Below are 16,126 nucleotides of genomic sequence, written 5' to 3' on the forward strand. Positions count from 1 at the left end.
ACTTAACCCGGGAGCCGGCTTCCAACTGATCGACATCGTTCACGCGCTTGCCGCGCCGGCAAAACCGACCGCAACATTCCAACGCCAACACAACCACAGATTTCTATCAGTTTTGAGAATGCAACGTTTGCCGGTTAACAAAAGCCGGAAACCGCTACGGCGGGCCGCGGCATCTTGACCCCGCAATCGCGGCCTGGAGATGCGGCCTCGGGCCGGACAGCAAAAAGCCCGCGCCAACGGGCGGGCCTCATCAGCGGGCCTTCATCAGACTGTCAGCTCGGTCAGCGAGAAGTTTTGGAGCGGGCGAAGGGGCTCGAACCCTCGACCCCGACCTTGGCAAGGTCGTGCTCTACCACTGAGCTACACCCGCATCCGAAATGGCGGCGATCGCTCGCCGGCAACGGCAGACCTATGCCAAAAGCTGTCTGTGAATGCAACACAAGAGCGCGGTCCGAACCTCACGAAATCGCACGGTTTCTCTAAAAACTGACCCCGAATCGGCCGAAACCGGCTGCGCCGCCGATTTCTTTTTAGATTTCCGCCGGAACCGGCCTCAGGGCCATCTCGTCCCGGAGCGATTCGAGCCAGGTCTCGAACCAGCCGGCCAGCGTCTGCGCCAGCTCGACGCGGCGGGTCGGGTCGCAATCGAACACGGCCCACCATTCGATAAAGGCCCGGTCGCCATCGATCACCGGGGTTACCCGCAGGGTCGCACTGAAATCCGTCACCGGCAGGGTCGGGGTGTCGACGAATTCGTAGCTCTGGAAGCGCTCGACGTCGGACTGCGCGAGCAGCCGCTGCCGGATCCGCCGCCCCCGGTACAGCACATTGCGCACCGCCCCGACGCTATTGCCGGATTTGCCGTCCTCGATCTCGCTCGCCCCCGCGCCCTGGACCCAGACCGGGTAATTGTTGAAATCGCGGATGATTTTCCAGACCTCGCCGGCCGGCTGCTCGAACACCGTGCTGTAATAGGCCTTTGCCACGGGCGCTCCCCTGCTGTCATGAAGGATCGCCATCATCGGCCGTTCCGCGGCACCAACCCACCCGATCTCCGATGGAACGGGACAGGCGGCCAAGCGATTGAATTTTGCTGGCTGACTGCCATTTACGGAGCATGATCCCGGAAACCGGTTCCCCCTTTTCCGGGATCATGCTCTAGCTGACAGAACGGCTGAACGTGCCGTTCCGGGCGTGCTAGAACGCCCCCGGATTTCCGACCTCAGAAGCAGGCGAGGACAACGTGACGATAATGGAGCAGGGCGGCCCCACGCCCGAGGCAGCGCCCGATCTGATCAAGGAGACGACGACCCAGACCTTCGTCAAGGACGTCATCGAGGAATCGCGCCGTCAGCCGGTCATGATCGACTTCTGGGCGCCGTGGTGCGGTCCCTGCCGCCAGCTCACGCCGATCCTGGAAAAGGCGGTTCGCAACGCCAAGGGCCGGGTCAAGCTGGTCAAGATGAACATCGACGAGCATCCGCAGATCCCCGGCCAGATGGGCATCCAGTCGATCCCGGCCGTGATCGCCTTCGTGAACGGACAGCCCGCCGACGGCTTCATGGGCGCGGTGCCCGAGAGCCAGGTCAACGCCTTCATCGAGAAGATCACCAAGGGCGTGCCGGCCGCCGGCGAGCCCAATCTCACCGAGATCCTGGCCGAGGCCGACGCCGTGCTTGCCGAGGGCGACGCCGCCCAGGCCGCGCAGATCTATGCCGAGGTGCTGGCGCACGACGCCACCAACATCGCGGCCCTCGCCGGCCTCGCCAAGTGCTACGTCACGTCGGGTGCGATGGAGCAGGCCAAGCAGACGCTGGCGATGGTTCCGGAATCCAAGCGCAACGACGCCGCGGTGAAGGCGGTGCAGGCGGCGATCGATCTCGCCGAACAGGCGGAAGCGGTCGGTCCGGTCGCGGAGCTGGAACAGAAAGTCGCCGCAAACCCGCTCGATCATCAGGCCCGATTCGATCTCGCCACCGCGCTCAATGCGATGGGCAAGCGCACGGAAGCGACCGAGCAATTGCTCGCCATCGTCAGGCGTGACCGCAAGTGGAACGACGACGGCGCGCGCAAGCAGCTGGTGCAATTCTTCGAGGCGTGGGGCGGCACCGATGAGGCAACCGTCGAGGGGCGCAAGCGGTTGTCGACCATCCTGTTCTCGTAAAGCACGCCCGTCACAGCAGCGGGACCGCAGATGCCGATCAATGCCGAATATCGCGGGCCCGGCGAGCTCCCGGAGGTGATCCCGGTGTTCCCGCTGCCCGGCGCGTTGCTGCTGCCGCGCGGCCAGATGCCGCTCAACATCTTCGAGCCGCGCTATCTCGCAATGATCGACGACGCGCTGCGCGACGGCCATCGCCTGATCGGCATGATCCAGCCCGACGTGACGCATTCGCAGAAAGAGGCGAAGCCGGTCCTGTTCCGGATCGGTTGCGTCGGCCGCATCACCCAGCTCGCCGAATCCGGCGACGGCCGTTACATCCTCGAACTGACCGGCGTCGCGCGCTTCAAGGTGGTCGAGGAGCTGACCGTGCAGACGCCGTACCGGCAGTGCAAGGTCGACTTCTTCTCCTTCGCCGGCGACTTCACCGCGCGCAAGGGCGAGGAGGCCGTCGACCGCAAGGCGCTGCTCGAAGTGCTGGCCGATTTCCTGGAAGCCAACAATCTGAAGGTCGACTGGGAAGGTATCGAGTCCGCGCCCAACGAGGCGCTGGTCAATGCGCTGGCGATGATGTCGCCCTATGGTCCGGCCGAGAAGCAGGCGATGCTCGAGGCGCCGGACCTGAAGACCCGTGCCGAGATCCTGATCGCGGTCACCGAGATGGACCTCGCCAAGAAGCGCACCTCGGGCGACCCGCCGGTGCAGTAAGGCTCTTCGAGTGAAGCGGCTACCGGCTCGCGTGAAGAAAACGCGTCAGACCAAAAAGCTTCCCGCCGATCAGCGATTGCGCAGTTGCTTGCGGCCGGTGAACATCGCGCGCACCAGGTTCTGACGCTGCAGCAAGCCGACCACGACGACGCCGAGCACGTGCAGCCCGACCAGCACCATGACCGCATCGGAGGCATAGGCGTGGGTGTCCTCGACCCACCAGACACCGAAGAAGGTCACGGTGACCTCCATCACGCCCGTGATTGTCGAGATCGCAAGCAGGAACAGCAGCGCCACCAGCATCACGGTGCCCGCCGGATTGAGCCCGATATAGCGCCCGGTGATGCCGCGGCGGAGATTCCAGATGTAGCGCGGCGCCGCGCGCAGGCGAACGCCGAGCCTGGCGAAACGCGCGTAGCGCGTGCCGGCAAAGCCCCAGATCAGCCGGAACGCCAGCAGCCCGATCACCGAATAACCCGCCAGCCGGTGCACTCGGTCATAGGTGCTGGGCGTCACCCAGGCGACCAGGACGAGGATGGCGAGCGCCCAGTGCCACAGCCGCAGCGGCAGGTCCCAGACCTGCACGCTGGTCGCGCCGCGGGCGCCCGGCGCCGCCTCCGTCATCGCGCCTGCTTCACTTCGCGATCGTGTGCTTCAGGCTGAGGTCTTCCGGGCTGTAGAACAGCTCGTAGAGCTTGCCTTCCTTGACGCCGTACACCTCGTAGCAGGAGCCCTCGATTTTCGACCGGCGCACCTCGTAGCCGAGCGCCTTGGCCTTGGCTTCGGCCTCGCTTGCCGGCTTCCACGACGCCTTGTCGAGCTTGGTGCAATTCTTGTAGCCGTCGGCGAACGCCGCCGATCCGGTCAACCCAAGAACGCTCCCAAGGACGCATGCTGCAAGCGCAGCACTCGAAATCACTCTCACGCGCATATCCCCTCCGTTGACAATCATACCCACAACGCTTTCGCGCAGGGCACATGCGTGAAGAATGCTGAGGCGATTGCCAAGTCAAGGAAGCGCCGCGGAGGCTGGCTTTAGAGGAATTCTAACGGTCGCGAAAACCGCTTTGCGCTCCACGCGCAGTTTGGTTTTGACGGCGTGCTGCGGCCTTACGCCTCATGCGTATCGGGGCGCCCGGCGCAGCCCTCGATCAGGACGCGGCACCCGCCATCGCGAGACGAACCGCAGGCCGTTCGGCCGCTGCCGGGGTTCGCCCGCCGATCATCTGCGCGACCTTCTCGCTCTGCACCGGCGGGCTGAAGTGGAAGCCCTGCACTTCCACGCAGGCATCGGCGCGGAGGATGTCGAGCTGCTCCCTGGTTTCGACGCCTTCGGCCGTCGTGGTCTTGCCGAGGCTGACGGCAAAGCGCACGATCGCGCGCGCGATCCGGCGCGACTCGTCGGTTGCTCCCGAGAGTTCGGACACGAAGCTGCGGTCGATCTTGACCTTGTCGAACGGAAACTTCTGCAGAAAGCTCAGCGACGAGTAGCCGGTGCCGAAGTCGTCGAGCGCGATCCGCACCCCGAGATCGTGCAGTTGGCTGAGCGCGGTAAACACCGCTTCGCTGTCCTGAATGATGGCCGTTTCGGTGACCTCGAGCTCGAGGCGCTCCGGCGAAATTCCGGCACTCGCCAGCGCGTGCACGATCACCGGGACCAACTCCGGACTCCTGAACTGCACAGGCGACAGGTTGATCGCGATCTTGAGGTTGTCGGGCCATTTGGCGGCCTCCGCACACGCGGTGCGCAGCACCCATTCCCCCAGCGGCACGATCAGTCCGGTCTCCTCCGCCAGCGGAATGAACTGCGCCGGAGATACCATGCCGCGTTGCGGATGGTGCCAGCGGAGCAGCGCCTCGAAGCCGCAGGTCTCCCCGCTCGCGACGTGGATGAACGGCTGATAGTGCAGCTCGAACTCGCCATTGGCGAGCGCACTGCGCATGTCGCGCTCGAGGCCGCGGCGGGCCTGCAGCAGCCGATCGAGCTCCGGCTCGAAGAAGCGGAACGAGCCGCGCCCGCCGCCCTTGGCCGAGTAAAGCGCGAGATCGGCGCTGCGCAGCACCTCGTCCGAATCGGTGCCGTCGCGCGGTGCGATCGCAATGCCGATGCTGGTCGTGGTGGTCACCCGATGGTCGCCGAGATCGATCGGCTCGCTGAGCGCCTTCCTGATCTTCTCGGCGAGCAGGCCCGCTTCCGTGACCGGATCGCTGACATAGTCGATCACCGCGAACTCGTCGCCGCCGAGCCGCGCAACCAGCGTCGTATCACTGACGGATCTGCGCAAGCGCGCGGCCACCGACTTCAGCAGCGCATCGCCCGCCGGATGCCCGAGCGTGTCGTTGACGTCCTTGAAGCGGTCGAGATCGAGCATCAGCACCGCAAGACTCGGTCCGCCGCACCGGGCACCGGACAGCGCGCGCTCCATCCATTCCTTGAGCAGCACGCGATTCGGCAGATCGGTCAGCGCGTCATGCTGCGCCATATAGGTGATCTTGGCCTCGGAGCGCCGCTGCTCGGTGACGTCGCGATGCGTCGCCACCCAGCCGCCGCCGGGCATCGGCTGCCGCGTCACGCAGATCAGCCGGCCGTCGGCGAGCTCGTCGACCCGGCTGTTGATCTCGCCGGCCGGGAGCGCGTTCAGTGTCGCGAGCACCTGCGTCGCGGCGCTGTCGCTGGTCTCGCCCTTGAGAATGCCGTTGGCGATGCGATGCCTGATGATCGCGCGATGGGCCGTGCCGGGCAGCAGCAATTCCGGCGGCAACCGGTACATCTTGGCGTAGCGATCGTTGCAGACGACGAGGCGCTTCTCCGCATCGAACATGCAGAGGCCCTCGCCCATGTGGTTGATCGCCGTATCCAGCCGGAACCTCTGCTCCTCCAGCTCCTTCTGCGACGCCTCGACCTGCTGTCGCGCCGACGAAAGCTGGCTGATGATCTCCTCGAAGCGGCGGGTGCGAAGCGCCAGCCGGCGATCCGCGAGCACGCCGACCAGGCTCATCCCGAGCACCGACAGCGCCACGCCGGCGATCACGATGGCGAGGAAGGCAGGCGAGAGCGACAGGGCCGCCGGAGCCAGCAACGGATCCGGAACGATCTCGACCGCGCCCATCGCGGTGAAATGATGCGACACGATCGCAAGCGTCAACAGCAGCGCAGCGACGAGCGACATCCAGCGGTCCTGACGGCGGACCGCGATCGCCAGCGCGGCGTAGCCGAACAGCATGCCGAGCACGACGGAGGCCGCCACGAGATCGAGCGACCAGACCACGTGGCCCGGCACCTCCAGCGCCCACATCCCAAGATAGTGCATGCTGGCGATCCCGGCTCCGATCACGGCGCCGCCGACCGGCGCGCGCCAGCGGCTGGAGTCGCTGGCGGCAAGGCCGAGGCCGCCGGATGTCAGCATCATCGCCGCGGCGAGCGACAGCGCGGTGAGGACGATACCGTAGCCGGTCGGGATTCCCGGCTCGTAGGCCAGCATGGCGATGAAATGCGTTGCCCAGATGCCGTAGCCGATCGCGGCTCCCGCGATCGCAATCCAGATCAGCCGCGTCCTCGCCTGCGATGCAATTGCGCGATGAAAAATATTGACGGCCACAATACTGGCAACGAAGCAGACCAGTCCGGCGAGCAGAACGAGCCGCCAGTCATGCTCACCTGAAAGGCACGTAAGAACACGAAACATGCGTCGGTCCATGGTTGTCCGTACGCACAGGCTAGGCTGATTGAATTGTCTTCTCGATAATATTCTGCAACTTTCAGTGGCATGGTTATCCGCGCGTAAGCCGATTCCGCACCGAAATTGATGGCTCCATAAATTTCACAGTCATGCGCGATCCGCGCGGCTCAGCCTGCCAGCGGAACGAGCACGGTTTCACCGGTTGCAACCAGCGAGGTCTCACCCTGCTCGTTCTCCGCAAAAAGTTCCGCGCGCGCGAAGACCTGCCTGCGTCCGGCACGCAATGTGGTTCCTTTGGCGATGAAGCAGCGGCCCAGCGCGGGCTTCAGGCAATTCATCGAGAAATGCGATGCGGTGACGGAACCTGCGATCGACGCCGCGGCAAAGCCGCAGGCGGTGTCGAGCAGCGCCGCGATCACGCCGGCGTGCAGATGGCCCGCATATTGGGTGAGATCGTCGCGCCAAGGCATGCGTAGTTCCACCGTGCCGGTGCCGGTGGAGACGATCTCGAAGCCGGCAAGCCGATTGAAGGCCGCCGACGCATTGGTCGCAACGAGACGTTCGAGATCGAAGCCCGGGCCAGTCGTCATGTAAAACTCCATTGCGGGAGCCGCCGTTCGAGATTCGCCCTGACGGCCTCGATGTGATTGGGCGAGCCAAGAAGAAGCGCCTGTTCGGCCGTTTCGGCTGCAAGTCCGGTTGCCGCATTGCGATCGGCTGCAAGATTGAGCAGCCGCTTGGCAGCGCGGATCGCATCCGGGCTGCGGTCCGCGATCGCGCGCGCCGTCTCCAGCGCGGCCTCGCGCGGCTGTTCGACGATCCGGGTGGCGAAGCCATGACCAAGCGCGTCCTCCGCGGAGAAGACGCGCGCGGTGTAGGTGAGTTCACGGACCACATCCTCGCGCGCGAGATGACGCATCAGCTGCGTGCCGGCCATGTCGGGCACCAACCCCCATTTGGTTTCGATGATCGCAAGGCGCGTGCCGGGTGCGAGATATCTGATGTCGGCACCGAGCATCAGCTGGAAGCCGCCGCCGAAGGCGATGCCGTGGACGGCTGCGATCACCGGCACCGGCAGCTCGCGCCAGAGCCACACCAGATGCTGCGCAAAGTTGGCAATGCCGTGGGTCCGCCGGCCGAGATCGGCGAACGGCAGGATGGATTCGCCCTCCGTCGTTGCGACCAGCCGCTCCATGTCGAGGCCTGCGCAGAAGGCCTGCCCTTCGCCCGAGAGCACCACAGCGCGGAGCTTGCGGTTGTCCGCAAGCTGCGCACCGATCTCGGCGATCGCGGCGAACATCGCCGGATCGAGCGCATTGAGCTTGTCCGGGCGGTTGAGCCTGACGTCCGCGACGCCATCGGCGATGCTGAGGCTGATGCGATCAGTCGTCATGATCGCCCTCGCTAGTAGCCGGCGGCGGCGAGCGCCACCACGGCGCTCATCGCCATCCAGCCGAAGTGGCGGAAGCGGGTCGCCACCGCGTTGGCGAGCGCCGCGATGCCGAACACGACGCCGAGCGTCGCCACGATCCAGTGCCGCGCGGCATCGGAGGCCATCGCGGGCGCGGCGATCAGCAGCACGCCGCCGCCGATCCAGGCGACGGTACCGGCCTGATAGACCAGGCGAAGCAAGAGCCGCAGCCGCGGCGGCTCGACGGTGGCGCGCGCGAATATCCTGGTCTCGCCGAGCACGCCATGGATCAGGCTGACCAGAATGGCGATGACGCCGGCGCCCTGCAGCAGAAGATCACGCATCGCGATGCCTCCATACACTACTGTATGGATATGATACCGGCCGCTGGCGCCTGTCAATACACTTGTGTATGGTAGGCAGCGCGGACGGGGAACCATGACGGAACAGCTCTCGGTCAAGGACTGGCTCGATCAGGGCCTGAAGACGCTGGCGCGCCGCGGCTTCACGGCGCTCAAGGCCGAGCCGCTGGCCAAGGCCATGGGCGTCTCGCGCGGCAGCTTCTACTGGCATTTCGCCGACATCGGCGCCTACCGCGCGGCGATCCTCAGCCATTGGCGCGAGGTCGCGGCCGAGCAGGTGATCGCCGAGCTCGAGACCATTCCGCAAGGCGGCGACGCGCTGGCGCTGTTGCTGCGCCGCGCCTTCTCGGCGCGGCTGGCGCTGGAACGCGCGGTGCGCAGCTGGGCCACCGCCGATGCCGCGGCGCGCGCCGCCGTACTCGAGGTCGACCAGCGCCGGATCGGCTATATCGAAACCCTGCTGCGGCAGGCCGGATTCCCGGACGACGTGGCGCGCGGCCGCGCGCAGATCTTCTACTGGGCCTTCATCGGCTACGCGCTGTCCGAGCAGGCGCTGCCGAAGCCGCGTCAGCAGGCCGCGATCGACGAACTGCTGCGGATGGCCAAGCGCTGACAGCTGACATTTGGATGTGCTACATCACGGCGAGCCGGAGACTCCCATGAATTCCACGACCGATCATCTCGAGAGCACCGCCGACCCAAAACTGCTGGAAATCCTGGTGTGCCCGATCACCAAGGGACCGCTGGAATTTGACGCCGCGCGGCAGGAGCTGATCTCGCGCTCGGCCAAGCTCGCTTACCCGATCCGCGACGGCATCCCGATCATGCTGCCGGAAGAGGCGAGGAAGATCGATTGATGTCAGCGCGTAGCCCGGATGGAGCGCAGCGAAATCCGGGGAAGTCTCACCGCGGATAGTCTGCCCCGGATTTCGCGGAGCCTGTCATCGGGCGCGCATTCGCGCGACCCGTTGGCTTCATCCGGGCTACGGAACCTCCGCAACCGCTACAGCGCCTCGCCCTTCAGCAGCCGCGGCACCTCGCCTGACAGTCCCGCCGCTTGGCGGATGAACATCTCCTTCAATGGCGGCGCGCGATCGACGAGCCCGAGGCCAATGTCGCGCACGGTGCGCAGCAGTGTCGATTCGTTGGAGAACAGGAAGTTCAGCGAGTTGGTGGCGACGCCCATCGCCATCGTGTCGAAGCGCCGCCAGCGCTGGTAGCGCTCGAGCACGTCGGCCTGGCCGAGGTCCATGCCGAGCCGCGCCGCATCGACCACGACCTCGGCGAGCGCAGCGACATCCTTCAGGCCCATATTGAGCCCCTGCCCCGCGATCGGATGGATCACATGCGCGGCGTCGCCGATCAGCGCCAGCCGTTCGGCGATGAACGAGCGCGCGACGAAATAGCCGAGCGGGAAGGCGCGCGGCTTGTCGAGCGGCTTGATCTCGCCGAGATGCAGGCCGAAGCGCTGCTCGAGCTCGGCGTGGAATTGCTCTTCGTTCAAGGCGACAATGCGCGCGGCATCGTTGCGCGTCTCGGTCCACACCAGCGACGAGCGATTGCCGGTCAGCGGCAGGATCGCGAACGGCCCGGCGGGCAGGAAATGCTCCTCGGCGCGGCCGTGATGTTCGCGCTCGTGCCCGACCGTGACCACGATGCCGGACTGGTTATAGTCCCAGCCATGGGTCGCAATCCCGGCGCGCTCGCGCAGCTTCGAGCGCGCGCCGTCGGCGGCAACCAGCAGGCTCGCATCGATCACGGTGCCGTCGGCCAGCGTAACGCTGACGCCGTCGGGCCGCGACGCGAAGCTCGACACCGCGGCGGCGTGCAGCTCGACGCCCTCCGCCTCGGCACGGCTCGCAAGCGCATCGATCAAATAGCGGTTCTCGACCATATGGGCGAACGGCTCGCCGGGCGCGACATTGCCGGCGAAGGTCAGGAATACCGGGCGCGTCGCGTCCTCCAGCTTGGAGTCGGTCACGACCATATCCGTGATCGGCTGCGCCGTCGGCGCCACCTGGCCCCAGACGCCGAGGGTCTCGAACAGCCGCCGGCAGGCCGCCACGATCGCGGTCGCGCGCGGATCGCGGCTCGGGCGCTGGCTCAGCGCCGGATCGGCCACGATGACCGGGATGTCGGGCCCAAGCCCTTGGCGCAGCGCCACCGCCAGCGCCAACCCTGCAAATGCGCCCCCGCAGATGACAATACTTCGCTGTGCCGGCATGCGATCCTTACTCGATTACGCCATCAAAGGAGACTTGCTACCTGATATTAGCTGGGCGAAACAGAGTTTAGAAACAAGGGCGGCTAACAGCCCCAATCGTCATTCCGGGGCCTATCCATGTCCAAGAGCCTGATCGACCTGCTGTCCATCCTCGATCTCGAGCAGCTCGAGGTGAATTTGTTCCGCGGCAACAGCCCGAAGACGAGCTGGCAGCGCGTGTTCGGCGGCCAGGTGATCGGCCAGGCGATGGTGGCGGCCTGCCGCACCGTCGAGGGCCGCCTGCCGCACTCGATCCATTGCTACTTCATTCTGCCCGGCGATCCGCAGATCCCGATCATCTACCAGGTCGAGCGGCTGCGCGACGGCAAGAGCTACACCACCCGCCGCGTCACCGCGATCCAGCACGGCAACGCGATCTTTTCCATCATGGTCTCGTTCCATGCCGAGGAAGAGAGCAACTTCAATCATCAGGAGAAGATGCCCGACGTGCCGCCGCCGGAGAAGCTGACCGCGGAGGAAGTGTCGAAGCAGCCGATGTTCAAGGAGATGCCGGAGTTCATCCGCCGCTATTACGAGAGCGACCGGCCGATCGAGCTGCGCCCGGTCGAGCTCGGCCGTTATTTCGGCCAGAAGATCGACGACGGCCGCATCCATGTCTGGATCCGCACCGCGGCCAAGCTGCCCGACGATCCCGCGCTGCATCTGTGCGCGCTCGCCTATGCGTCGGATTTCTCGCTGCTCGATGCCGTGATGGCGCGCTACGGCCGCACGCTGTTCGACAAGCGCATGATGCCTGCGAGCCTCGATCACGCGATGTGGTTTCACCGCCCGTTCCGCGCCGACGAATGGCTGCTCTACGCGCAGGATTCGCCGAGCGCGCAGTCGGGCCGCGGCCTGACACGCGGCCTGATCTTCAAGCCCGACGGCACGCTGGTGGCGTCCGTCGCACAAGAAGGATCGGTGCGCGAGCGAAAGGCGTAGCGCTCACGCTCGAACGGAGCCGGTCGGCACGATGCGGTCGCGCTTACTGGCCGGCGTAGGCACCGCGCTCGGTCAGCGCGAATTGCGAGACGAACCAGTTGCCGTACCAGCGCAGCACCCACGGAATCGGGATCAGGAAGCCGCAGGCGATGGTGAACACGATGGTTCGCCACAGCACCTCGATGCCGGACGCATTGAAGCTGACCTCGCGGCGCGTGCCGTCGATGTTGCGGCAGATCCAGCGCATCCAGGCGGTCAGCACCCAGGCCCAGCCGATGATGGTGATGGCCGAGACCACCATCGCCACGTACCAGCCGACATAGGCGACCGGGCTGCCCTTGAACGAGATCGGCAGGTCCTGGCCGCTCGAGCTGAGATGGCCGATGATCCAGCGCACGATCATCCAGCTCAGGAAGCCCTGCAACAGCAGCGAGAGCAGCGTCACGATGTTGCTGTTGGCCGCGCCGGCATAGGTCAGAAGGCCGAGCACGATGAAGACCCACCAGATGTCGAGCGGCTGTCCGGTGAAGGCGAAATGCGGCCGGCCCGGCACGCGGATATAGGGGATCGCAAAGCGGTACAGGCCGGTCGCGGTCCACGGCGCCGGGATGACGAGAATCTGGCCGATGAACATCAGGAGGCTGCGGCCGAACAGGCCCCAGATTGGGAAGTCGGCGGACAGCGTGCCGCCGCTATAGCTTCCGGACGCCACCACCGGCGGCGGTCCGCCGGCCTGCGGAAATGCCGGCGGCGCGCCGGCGCTCGGGACGAGGCCCGGAATCTCCCCGGCCTTCTGCCAGCCGGCCATGCCCTCGGTCCACACCAGGGTGTCGGCCCCCACCGTGCCCCGGGTGATCAGGTCGCGGAGCTGGGTTTCAGGCAGGGGGCCCTTTTGCTGGCCTTCGGATGCATAAAACCAGTTTCGGTTCGACATTTCTTGTTTCCTCGGGGCGCGCGCACAGGGACACGCGATAGGCGAAACGAACCAGCAAGAGCGCTGGCCGGGGCGGGAAAGCCACATTGTGGCCGAGCGTTTCCATTCCGTACAGTGAGGGAGCACACGCGCTGCGCATGTTTTCCGCTTCAACCTGCAAGTTTTTTATGCCATTTGCCCAGAAAGCTGCCAGATTTGGCGGACGCGAAGTGCCGCTCGGGGATGGCAAATTGCCGCTCCGGGAGGCAGCAGGTGCCGGCTCGCGGGACGGCAAGTGCCGCTCCGGGAGGGGCGCACACGGAAAACCTCAAGGGAATGAAGGCCTGAACCATGAAACTCGTCGTCGCGATCATCAAACCGTTCAAGCTCGATGAGGTGCGCCAGGCGCTGACCGCGATCGGCGTCCACGGCATGACGGTGACCGAGGTGAAGGGCTATGGCCGCCAGAAGGGCCACACCGAGATCTATCGCGGCGCCGAATATGTCGTGAACTTCCTGCCCAAGCTTCGGATCGAGATCGCCGTCGATACCGAGCTCGCCGACAAGGCGGTCAGCGTCATCACCGAGCACGCCCGCACCGGCCAGATCGGCGACGGCAAGATCTTCGTGACGCCGATCGATCATGCGCTGCGCATCCGCACCGGCGAGACCGACAACGACGCGCTCTGAACCCTGGAGCCTGATCCTTCGCGACAAACGCGGAAAGCGTTTGCGCGGAGATCATGCCCAAACAAAACGATCGAGATCATCGCCGGCAACGACGCCGGCGCACGCCACAACCGCACACCAAGAAACGACGACCGCCGGGGAATGATGATGGGGGCACGAGCTCTTCGTGCAGCGATATCAGCTGCGCCGATCACTGCTGCAATCCTGTTCGCGCAAGCCGCACCGGCTTTCGCGCAAGACTCGGCATCCAACTCCGGCGTCAACGCCGCCGACACCGCCTGGATGATCGTCGCCACCGCGCTGGTGCTGATGATGACGATCCCCGGACTGGCGCTGTTCTACTCCGGCATGGTGCGCAAGAAGAACGTGCTGGCGACGATGGCGCAGAGCCTCACCGCCGTTGCGCTCGTCTCGATCCTCTGGGTCACCTTCGGCTATTCGCTGAGCTTCGTCGGCGACGGTCCTTGGCTCGGCTCGCTCGATCGCTGGTTCCTGGCCGGCATCACCATGGACAGCATCAATCCGGCGGCGAAGACCATCCCCGAAGCGCTGTTCATGCTGTACCAGATGACGTTCGCGATCATCACGGTGGCGCTGGTCGCAGGCTCGGTCGCCGACCGCATGCGGTTCTCCGCCTATGTGCTGTTCTCGATCGGCTGGTTCATCTTCGCCTATGTGCCGCTGGCGCATTGGGTGTGGGGCGGCGGCTTCCTCGCCTCAGCGGGCGTGCTGGATTTCGCCGGCGGTCTTGTGGTGCATCTCTCCGCCGGCATCAGCGGCCTGGTCGCGGCCAAGGTGATGGGCAACCGCCACGGCTATGGCCATGACAATCTTTCGCCGTTCGATCTGTCGCTCGCGGTGGTCGGCACCGGCCTGCTCTGGGTCGGCTGGTTCGGCTTCAACGGCGGTTCGGCGCTCGCGGCCAATTCGCGCGCGGTGATGGCGATCACCGCCACCCATCTTGCGGCCTGCGCCGGCGCGCTGACCTGGGGCGCGATCGAATGGGCGACGCGCCGCAAGCCGTCGGTGCTCGGCATGATCTCGGGTGCGGTCGCGGGACTCGGCACCATCACCCCGGCATCCGGCTTCGTCGCGCCGTGGCACGGCGTCGTCATCGGCATCATTGCCGGCCTGGTCTGCTTCTGGGCCTGCACCTGGCTGAAGCATCGCTTCAAGTATGACGACTCGCTCGACGTGTTCGGCGTGCACGGCATCGGCGGCCTGACCGGCACGCTGCTTGCCGGCGTATTCGCGGCCTCGGCAATCGGCGGCACGTCCGGCCTGCTCGAGGGCAATCCGAAGCAGCTGCTGATCCAGCTCTACGGCGTCGCGGTCACCTTTGTCTGGTGCGGCGGAGTCACCTTCGTGCTGCTCAAGCTGGTCAGCGCCTTCGTCCCACTGCGCGTCTCGATGCAGCAGGAGCTCGAAGGTCTCGACATCTCCCAGCATGGCGAGGCGCTGCAGTAAGTAGCCGAGGCGGCGGTGGCAGCCGGACTCACGGGGCCAGGACGACGACACCGGCCACCGCGAGGGCGAATTTGTAAAACAACCCCATGCAAAGGACCCGAGCGCCGCGACGTCACGAAGTACGGCGCGAGCAAGGTTCGGGCTTGCACGACACATAAGTGTATGCTTATGTGTCGTCATGGTCGACACCGACATCTTCAAGGCGCTGGCCGATCCGACCCGCCGCAAGGTCTTTGAGAAGCTGGCCGGCGGCAGCCTGAACGCCAGCGCCTTGCGCGACGGACTTGAGATCAGCCAACCGGCGATGTCGCAGCATCTGGCGGTGCTGCGCGCGGCAGGGCTGGTGCGCGAGCAGCGACAGGGCCGCTTCGTGAATTATGAGGTCGACCCGGACGGCATCGCCAGCATCGGGACCTGGCTTGCCCGCTACCGCGCCTATTGGCCGAAGCGCATCGAAGCGCTCTCCGATCTGCTGAAGGACATGGATCAATGAGCGACACAGTTGAGCCTGATCATGCCGACGCCGACCTGGTGCTCGAATACGAGCTCGATGCACCGCCTGAAAAAGTCTGGCGCGCGGTGACCATTCCGGCCCTGCGCGAACGCTGGCTCCCGGATTGCGATCTCGCGGACGCTGAACCCCTGTCATCGATCGCTGGCGAAGAGGTGCGCTTCCGGCTGCGCGAGTCCGAGCCGCCGTTTCGCGAAAGCCATGTCACCTTCCGGATCGAGCCGAACGAGGCAGGCGGCACCCGCTTTCGCATCATCCAGCAAGCATGCGACATCAGGGGAAAGCAGCCGCAACCGGCCAACAGCAACAACCGCACAATGATGCGCGCGGCCTGATCCCCAACCTCACCTACCGAGACTTCATCACCTGCAGCAATGGAGGTCGCCGATGCGCGACATGATGCAACTCGTCCCTATGGTCGTCGAACAGTCGAGCCGCGGCGAACGTTCCTTCGACATCTATTCCAGGCTGCTGCGCGAGCGCATCATCTTCCTGAACGGCGAGGTCAATGATGCGATGTCCGGACTGGTCTGCGCGCAGTTGCTGTTCCTCGAAGCCGACAACCCCAACAAGCCGATCAACCTCTACATCAACTCCTATGGCGGCGTGATCACCAGCGGGCTTGCGATGTACGACACCATGCAGTTCATCAAGGCGCCGGTGCACACGCTGTGCATGGGCACGGCGCGCTCGATGGGGTCGTTCCTCTTGATGGCCGGCGAGCCCGGTCACCGCGCCGCGCTGCCGAATGCGAGCCTCCACGTGCATCAGCCGCTCGGCGGTTTCCAGGGCCAGGCGTCCGACATCCTGATCCATGCCACCGAGATGCAGGAGACCAAGCGGCGCATCACCCGGCTCTATGCGCAGCACTGCGGGCGCACCGAAGCCGACGTGGAACGGACCCTGGATCGCGATCACTTCATGTCCGCGCAGCAGGCGCTCGAATGGGGATTGATCGACAAGGTCTTCGCCGAACGCGACGCCGTCGAAAAACATGATCCGGTGCCGCGCTGATCTT

General features: G+C 65.5%; 19 protein-coding genes and 1 tRNA gene. 10 read left to right on the forward strand and 10 right to left on the reverse strand.

What is annotated here, in order from left to right; all coding sequences use genetic code 11:
* Positions 1–295 precede the first annotated feature (295 nt).
* Positions 296–370 (reverse strand) — tRNA-Gly (locus I6F38_RS22845).
* A gap of 160 nt (positions 371–530) precedes the next feature.
* Positions 531–1,022 (reverse strand): SRPBCC family protein, encoded by a 492-nt coding sequence (locus I6F38_RS22850; RefSeq protein WP_225161886.1) that lies wholly within the window; start codon positions 1,020–1,022, stop codon positions 531–533.
* A 221-nt stretch (positions 1,023–1,243) separates the two neighbouring features.
* Here I6F38_RS22850 and trxA point away from each other — a divergent pair, with 221 nt between their 5' ends.
* Together trxA and I6F38_RS22860 are read left to right on the forward strand one after the other, a co-directional pair.
* Positions 1,244–2,164 carry a thioredoxin gene (gene trxA / locus I6F38_RS22855; protein ID WP_069279107.1) on the forward strand — a complete coding sequence of 307 codons (921 nt, stop codon included), beginning with the start codon at positions 1,244–1,246 and terminating at the stop codon, positions 2,162–2,164.
* Between the two features lie 30 nt (positions 2,165–2,194).
* Positions 2,195–2,869 (forward strand): LON peptidase substrate-binding domain-containing protein, encoded by a 675-nt coding sequence (locus I6F38_RS22860; RefSeq protein WP_028335846.1) that lies wholly within the window; start codon positions 2,195–2,197, stop codon positions 2,867–2,869.
* Positions 2,870–2,938: 69 nt separating this feature from the next.
* Here I6F38_RS22860 and I6F38_RS22865 read toward each other — a convergent pair whose 3' ends face one another.
* From I6F38_RS22865 to I6F38_RS22890, 6 genes are all read right to left on the reverse strand, one after another.
* A complete protein-coding gene (locus tag I6F38_RS22865) occupies positions 2,939–3,493 on the reverse strand; it encodes a cytochrome b/b6 domain-containing protein (protein WP_225161887.1) in 555 nt (184 codons plus the stop codon).
* Between the two features lie 10 nt (positions 3,494–3,503).
* Positions 3,504–3,800 (reverse strand): PepSY domain-containing protein, encoded by a 297-nt coding sequence (locus I6F38_RS22870; RefSeq protein ID WP_092081268.1) that lies wholly within the window; start codon positions 3,798–3,800, stop codon positions 3,504–3,506.
* Between the two features lie 220 nt (positions 3,801–4,020).
* Positions 4,021–6,555, reverse strand: a complete 2,535-nt coding sequence (locus I6F38_RS22875) for an EAL domain-containing protein (protein ID WP_225161888.1) — start codon at positions 6,553–6,555, stop codon at positions 4,021–4,023.
* A gap of 161 nt (positions 6,556–6,716) precedes the next feature.
* Positions 6,717–7,139: a PaaI family thioesterase gene (locus tag I6F38_RS22880; RefSeq protein ID WP_225161889.1), complete on the reverse strand. Its 423-nt coding sequence runs from the start codon at positions 7,137–7,139 to the stop codon at positions 6,717–6,719.
* Complete coding sequence (locus I6F38_RS22885) at positions 7,136–7,942, reverse strand: crotonase/enoyl-CoA hydratase family protein (protein WP_225161890.1); 807 nt, start codon at positions 7,940–7,942, stop codon at positions 7,136–7,138. Before I6F38_RS22885 ends, I6F38_RS22880 begins: the two co-directional genes overlap by 4 nt.
* An 11-nt stretch (positions 7,943–7,953) precedes the next feature.
* A complete protein-coding gene (locus I6F38_RS22890) occupies positions 7,954–8,304 on the reverse strand; it encodes a hypothetical protein (RefSeq protein ID WP_092081260.1) in 351 nt (116 codons plus the stop codon).
* 94 nt (positions 8,305–8,398) lie between these two features.
* Here I6F38_RS22890 and I6F38_RS22895 point away from each other — a divergent pair, with 94 nt between their 5' ends.
* Both I6F38_RS22895 and I6F38_RS22900 read left to right on the forward strand, forming a co-directional pair.
* Positions 8,399–8,935: a TetR/AcrR family transcriptional regulator gene (locus tag I6F38_RS22895; RefSeq protein ID WP_225161891.1), complete on the forward strand. Its 537-nt coding sequence runs from the start codon at positions 8,399–8,401 to the stop codon at positions 8,933–8,935.
* A gap of 46 nt (positions 8,936–8,981) precedes the next feature.
* Positions 8,982–9,179: a Trm112 family protein gene (locus I6F38_RS22900; protein ID WP_018269337.1), complete on the forward strand. Its 198-nt coding sequence runs from the start codon at positions 8,982–8,984 to the stop codon at positions 9,177–9,179.
* Between the two features lie 146 nt (positions 9,180–9,325).
* On the opposite strand, the gene I6F38_RS22905 is transcribed toward I6F38_RS22900, so the two are convergent.
* The gene (locus I6F38_RS22905) at positions 9,326–10,546 is read right to left on the reverse strand and encodes a ubiquinone biosynthesis hydroxylase (protein ID WP_225161892.1); all 1,221 of its coding nucleotides are present in this window, start codon (positions 10,544–10,546) and stop codon (positions 9,326–9,328) included.
* Positions 10,547–10,663: 117 nt separating this feature from the next.
* On the opposite strand from I6F38_RS22905, the gene tesB reads away from it, so the two are divergent.
* Positions 10,664–11,527, forward strand: a complete 864-nt coding sequence (gene tesB, locus I6F38_RS22910; protein ID WP_016841424.1) for an acyl-CoA thioesterase II — start codon at positions 10,664–10,666, stop codon at positions 11,525–11,527.
* Positions 11,528–11,570: 43 nt separating this feature from the next.
* Here tesB and I6F38_RS22915 read toward each other — a convergent pair whose 3' ends face one another.
* The gene (locus I6F38_RS22915; RefSeq protein ID WP_225161893.1) at positions 11,571–12,461 is read right to left on the reverse strand and encodes a DUF4339 domain-containing protein; all 891 of its coding nucleotides are present in this window, start codon (positions 12,459–12,461) and stop codon (positions 11,571–11,573) included.
* Between the two features lie 330 nt (positions 12,462–12,791).
* Between I6F38_RS22915 and I6F38_RS22920 the strand changes: the two genes are divergently transcribed.
* From I6F38_RS22920 to I6F38_RS22940, 5 genes are all read left to right on the forward strand, one after another.
* Positions 12,792–13,130, forward strand: coding sequence for a P-II family nitrogen regulator (locus I6F38_RS22920; RefSeq protein ID WP_028335836.1), 339 nt, complete (start codon positions 12,792–12,794; stop codon positions 13,128–13,130).
* A gap of 147 nt (positions 13,131–13,277) precedes the next feature.
* On the forward strand, positions 13,278–14,597 hold the full coding sequence (locus I6F38_RS22925; protein ID WP_225161933.1) for an ammonium transporter: 1,320 nt from the start codon (positions 13,278–13,280) through the stop codon (positions 14,595–14,597).
* 178 nt (positions 14,598–14,775) lie between these two features.
* A complete protein-coding gene (locus tag I6F38_RS22930; protein ID WP_016841428.1) occupies positions 14,776–15,090 on the forward strand; it encodes a metalloregulator ArsR/SmtB family transcription factor in 315 nt (104 codons plus the stop codon).
* On the forward strand, positions 15,087–15,443 hold the full coding sequence (locus I6F38_RS22935) for a hypothetical protein (protein ID WP_225161894.1): 357 nt from the start codon (positions 15,087–15,089) through the stop codon (positions 15,441–15,443). The genes I6F38_RS22930 and I6F38_RS22935 overlap by 4 nt, the downstream gene beginning before the upstream one ends.
* A 52-nt stretch (positions 15,444–15,495) precedes the next feature.
* Positions 15,496–16,122, forward strand: a complete 627-nt coding sequence (locus I6F38_RS22940; protein ID WP_225161895.1) for an ATP-dependent Clp protease proteolytic subunit — start codon at positions 15,496–15,498, stop codon at positions 16,120–16,122.
* Positions 16,123–16,126: the final 4 nt, after the last annotated feature.

Origin of the sequence: Bradyrhizobium sp. BRP56 (assembly GCF_020194035.1) — a bacterium.
Taxonomy (GTDB): domain Bacteria; phylum Pseudomonadota; class Alphaproteobacteria; order Rhizobiales; family Xanthobacteraceae; genus Bradyrhizobium; species Bradyrhizobium australafricanum.

What these genes read in the sequence shown, in the direction of transcription:
- I6F38_RS22850 (WP_225161886.1), bottom strand. Translation starts at nt 1,022, where the DNA reads ATGATGGCGATCCTTCATGACAGCAGGGGAGCGCCCGTGGCAAAGGCC.
- I6F38_RS22860 (WP_028335846.1), top strand. Translation starts at nt 2,195, where the DNA reads ATGCCGATCAATGCCGAATATCGCGGGCCCGGCGAGCTCCCGGAGGTG.
- I6F38_RS22865 (WP_225161887.1), bottom strand. Translation starts at nt 3,493, where the DNA reads ATGACGGAGGCGGCGCCGGGCGCCCGCGGCGCGACCAGCGTGCAGGTC.
- I6F38_RS22870 (WP_092081268.1), bottom strand. Translation starts at nt 3,800, where the DNA reads ATGCGCGTGAGAGTGATTTCGAGTGCTGCGCTTGCAGCATGCGTCCTT.
- I6F38_RS22875 (WP_225161888.1), bottom strand. Translation starts at nt 6,555, where the DNA reads ATGTTTCGTGTTCTTACGTGCCTTTCAGGTGAGCATGACTGGCGGCTC.
- I6F38_RS22880 (WP_225161889.1), bottom strand. Translation starts at nt 7,139, where the DNA reads ATGACGACTGGCCCGGGCTTCGATCTCGAACGTCTCGTTGCGACCAAT.
- I6F38_RS22885 (WP_225161890.1), bottom strand. Translation starts at nt 7,942, where the DNA reads ATGACGACTGATCGCATCAGCCTCAGCATCGCCGATGGCGTCGCGGAC.
- I6F38_RS22890 (WP_092081260.1), bottom strand. Translation starts at nt 8,304, where the DNA reads ATGCGTGATCTTCTGCTGCAGGGCGCCGGCGTCATCGCCATTCTGGTC.
- I6F38_RS22895 (WP_225161891.1), top strand. Translation starts at nt 8,399, where the DNA reads ATGACGGAACAGCTCTCGGTCAAGGACTGGCTCGATCAGGGCCTGAAG.
- I6F38_RS22900 (WP_018269337.1), top strand. Translation starts at nt 8,982, where the DNA reads ATGAATTCCACGACCGATCATCTCGAGAGCACCGCCGACCCAAAACTG.
- I6F38_RS22905 (WP_225161892.1), bottom strand. Translation starts at nt 10,546, where the DNA reads ATGCCGGCACAGCGAAGTATTGTCATCTGCGGGGGCGCATTTGCAGGG.
- tesB (WP_016841424.1), top strand. Translation starts at nt 10,664, where the DNA reads ATGTCCAAGAGCCTGATCGACCTGCTGTCCATCCTCGATCTCGAGCAG.
- I6F38_RS22915 (WP_225161893.1), bottom strand. Translation starts at nt 12,461, where the DNA reads ATGTCGAACCGAAACTGGTTTTATGCATCCGAAGGCCAGCAAAAGGGC.
- I6F38_RS22920 (WP_028335836.1), top strand. Translation starts at nt 12,792, where the DNA reads ATGAAACTCGTCGTCGCGATCATCAAACCGTTCAAGCTCGATGAGGTG.
- I6F38_RS22925 (WP_225161933.1), top strand. Translation starts at nt 13,278, where the DNA reads ATGGGGGCACGAGCTCTTCGTGCAGCGATATCAGCTGCGCCGATCACT.
- I6F38_RS22930 (WP_016841428.1), top strand. Translation starts at nt 14,776, where the DNA reads ATGGTCGACACCGACATCTTCAAGGCGCTGGCCGATCCGACCCGCCGC.
- I6F38_RS22935 (WP_225161894.1), top strand. Translation starts at nt 15,087, where the DNA reads ATGAGCGACACAGTTGAGCCTGATCATGCCGACGCCGACCTGGTGCTC.
- I6F38_RS22940 (WP_225161895.1), top strand. Translation starts at nt 15,496, where the DNA reads ATGCGCGACATGATGCAACTCGTCCCTATGGTCGTCGAACAGTCGAGC.